This is a genomic window from Bradyrhizobium sp. (assembly GCF_049581145.1).
Taxonomy (GTDB): Bacteria; Pseudomonadota; Alphaproteobacteria; order Rhizobiales; family Xanthobacteraceae; genus Bradyrhizobium.
Genome location: NZ_JBAURI010001086.1, coordinates 1 through 3,449 on the forward strand (window position 1 = coordinate 1; position 3,449 = coordinate 3,449).

At 64.3% G+C, this 3,449-nt stretch carries 5 protein-coding genes; 3 read left to right on the forward strand and 2 right to left on the reverse strand.

Translation table 11 applies throughout. From position 1 onward, the window contains the following. Positions 1 to 105 precede the first annotated feature (105 nt). Positions 106 to 285, reverse strand: coding sequence for a hypothetical protein (locus WCB02_RS35025; RefSeq protein WP_423965892.1), 180 nt, complete (start codon positions 283 to 285; stop codon positions 106 to 108). 32 nt (positions 286 to 317) lie between these two features. On the opposite strand from WCB02_RS35025, the gene WCB02_RS35030 reads away from it, so the two are divergent. Next, positions 318 to 653: a hypothetical protein gene (locus WCB02_RS35030; RefSeq protein WP_423965882.1), complete on the forward strand. Its 336-nt coding sequence runs from the start codon at positions 318 to 320 to the stop codon at positions 651 to 653. 203 nt (positions 654 to 856) lie between these two features. On the opposite strand, the gene WCB02_RS35035 is transcribed toward WCB02_RS35030, so the two are convergent. Beyond that, complete coding sequence (locus WCB02_RS35035; RefSeq protein ID WP_423965884.1) at positions 857 to 1,642, reverse strand: SDR family NAD(P)-dependent oxidoreductase; 786 nt, start codon at positions 1,640 to 1,642, stop codon at positions 857 to 859. Positions 1,643 to 1,940: 298 nt separating this feature from the next. On the opposite strand from WCB02_RS35035, the gene WCB02_RS35040 reads away from it, so the two are divergent. Next, positions 1,941 to 2,648, forward strand: a complete 708-nt coding sequence (locus WCB02_RS35040; protein WP_423965886.1) for a histidine phosphatase family protein — start codon at positions 1,941 to 1,943, stop codon at positions 2,646 to 2,648. Positions 2,649 to 2,713: 65 nt separating this feature from the next. Then, on the forward strand, positions 2,714 to 3,449 hold a 736-nt coding region (locus WCB02_RS35045), incomplete at its 3' end, for an SDR family NAD(P)-dependent oxidoreductase (RefSeq protein ID WP_423965889.1).

Sequence of the window (3,449 nt, forward strand, 5' to 3'; positions counted from 1 at the left end):
CTTGATCCGCTCCCATTGATCGTCGCGTAACGCAAAACGTCGCATCGGTCGGCCCCCCTCAGGCCGACCGCCTATGAATCATTCAAAAACTGATTTGGGAATCCCCTAACTGAAGACAGGCCCTAGAACCAAGGCGGCGCGAGGTCCGCCCCGGGTCAACGGCCTCTGTGACCGGCAGGCTGATGGCGCAGCCGGTCTACCGCCCGCTTCGGAGATGTCCACGGTGGCCTTGGTGCGGTGAAACAACTCCGCATGGAGCTGCTGCTCCAGCCGCTTGACCTGCATGCTCACGGCCGACTGCGTCCGGTTCAGCGACAGTGCGGCGCTACCAATTGCACCTGACGGCGAGCGGCGTTGGCGTCCCCACCATCAACCAGACGATCTCGACGCTACGCCCCGACCTTGTGGAACGCGCGACATTCGTCCCCGCGCCGCGTAAACTGCCGGTGGTGCTGAGTCCAGAGGAAGTGGCGCGACTTCTCGATGCGGCGCCGTCACTCAAATACAGGGCGGCGCTGAGCGTGGCGGTGGCGCTGAAGGTGTCCGACATCGACAGCAAGCCGGCGATGAAAGGCGTGGATGGCCGGGACGGGCCCGGCCATGACGAACTTCGAGGCTTTCGGGGCGGGCACAGGGATCGGGTGCTGGCATGAATGGCTTCCACGCCGTCATGCCCGGGCTTGTCCCGGGCATCCACGACCTTGCGGTGTCGCCGGCGAGAAAGACGTGGATGGCCGGGACATAGGCGAGCGGAAGCGACGCCGTCCTTCGGACGGCTAAGCCTGGCCATGACGACGGCCTGTGCAGCGCGGTCGCAAAAGGGTATCGCCACAGCATGACGGAGCGGCAACGCGTCTCAAATCGGCTTGCCCGCATAGGGCATCGACGCCGTCAGTCCGCCGTCGACCGGAAACGCCTGGCCGTTGACATAGGATGCCTCGTCGCTCGCCAGAAACAATCCCATCGCCGCGATCTCATGCGGCTGGCCGGCGCGCTTCAACGGATTGAGCTGGCCGATCTTGTCCTGCGTGCCGCGCTCCCTGGCGCGCTCGAACACCGGTTTGGTCATGCCGGTTTCGATCAGGCCCGGGCACACGGCGTTGATACGCACGCCGGTGCCGGACAGCGAATAGGCCGTGGTCTGCACCAGGCTGATGACGCCAGCCTTGCTCGCGGCATAGGGATGGCCGCTGGCGCCGGATTTCAGCCCGGCGACCGAGGCGGTCAGGACGATCGCGCCGGCCTGCTGCTTGATCATGTGCGGCATCGCATGTTTGATCGTCAGAAACGGCCCGATCAGGTTGATGCGCAAGATCTCCTGCCAGTGCTCGACGGTCTGCTCGGCCAATGGCACGAGGCCGCCAGAGATGCCGGCATTGGCCCAGATCGCATCCAGCCTGCCATGGGCGGACAGCGCCTTGGCGATGAAGCCGATCACGTCCTGCTCGGAGCCGGCATCGGCCAGCACCGCCTCCGCGGTGCCGCCGGCCATGCGCACCTCATCGACGGTTTCCTTGACGGCCTCGCTGCGGTCGACCGCAATCAGCGTTGCGCCTTCCCTGCAGAACAACAGCGAGGCGGCGCGTCCGATCCCGCTGCCGGCGCCGGTGATGATGACGGATTTGCCTGCCATGCGGCCCATGCTTGGTCCTCCTGCCTGGTTCTTGCCTGGTTTCGGGTCGGTTGTCCCACTGCGTCACAAACGGACAAGGCGTCGTGGATTCGTTCAGCTTCACCCGCTCGCCCGTCATGCCCGTGACAAGCCGGGACAAGCCCGGCCATCACGAAACCACCAATGACGCAGCAGGACCAGTCCGAATTGCCGCCGGCGCGGAAATTTCAAACAGGATTTCAAACGCCAATCTGACTCGAGACGTGACTTGAGACGTGCCTTGGTCTCACGTACAGCCTCAGGCCAACATGATTGAAGGGGTTCGGCGATGTCCAACACAGACAAACCGGCCGTGGTCACGACCAGGTGGTGGTGGGTGCGCCACGCGCCGGTGCGCAATGACGGCGGCAACATCTATGGCCAGACCGATCTCGCCTGCGACACCAGCGATCGCTGCGTGTTCGAGGCGGTGGCAAAGATCCTGCCGCGCAACGCGGTCTGGTTCGCGAGCAACCTGATGCGCACGCATCAGACCGCGGCAGCGATCTGGGCGAGCGGCTTTCCAAAGCCCGCGGCGATGACACAGGAGGCGGCGCTTGCCGAACAGCATCTCGGGCAATGGCAGGGCATGAATCGCGCCGCGTTCGTTGCCAGCCGGCCGGTCGGCAGTCACTGGTTTGCCGATATCGATGAACCCGCGCCCGGCGGCGAGAGCTTCATGGACCTCTACAACCGGGTCTGCGGCGTGATCGATCGCATCAATCTCGAACAGGCCGGGGCGGACGTGATCGCGGTCGCCCATGGCGGCACGATCAAGGCGGCGATCGGTCTTGCGCTCGGCGGCCAGCCCGACAAGGGACTTGCCTTCGACATCGACAATTGCTCGGTGACCAGGCTCGATCATTTCGCAAGCCCGGGCCGCGCGAACTGGCGGCTGCCGATGGTCAACCAGCAGCCCTGGATCGCCGACTCAAGGCATGACGCGATGCATCAGCCGGCAGGTCCGGAGGTCGTGCCGGAAACCAAGCTTGCGTGAAGCATGATGATCGAAGTCTGCTTTACTCGGAACCGAAATCAAAACCTCAAACTCGGGAGAGAAACATGACCCTGTTCGACATGACCGGCAAAGTCGCCGTCATCACCGGCTCGACCCGCGGCATCGGCCGCGCCATCGCCGAGCGGATGGCCGAGCACGGCGCCAAGGTGGTGATCTCCTCGCGCAAGCAGGACGTCTGCGATCAGGTGACGAAGGAGATCAACGACAGGTTCGGGCAGGGGACCGCGGCCTCGATCGCGGCGAATATTTCATCGAAGGAAAACCTGCAGCACCTGGTCGACGAGAGCAACCGCAGCTTCGGCAGGATCGACGTGCTGGTCTGCAACGCGGCATCGAACCCGTATTACGGCCCGCTCGCCGGCATCTCCGACGATCAGTTCCGCAAGATCCTCGACAACAATATCGTCGCCAACAACTGGGTGATCGGCATGGTCGTGCCGCAGATGATCGCGCGCAAGGACGGCTCGATCATCATCGTGTCCTCGATCGGCGGCCTGAAAGGCTCGACCATCCTCGGCGCCTATGCGATCTCGAAGGCGGCCGACATGCAGCTCGCGCGCAATCTGGCCTGCGAATACGGCCCGCACAATGTCCGCGTCAACTGCATCGCGCCCGGCCTGATCAAGACCGATTTCGCCAGGGCGTTGTGGGACAATCCGGAGACCCTGAAGGCCTCCACCGCGCGCTCGCCGCTGTTGCGGATCGGCATTCCCGACGAAATCGCCGGCGCCGCGGTGCTGATGGGATCGGCCGCCGGCAATTTCATGACCGGACAGACGG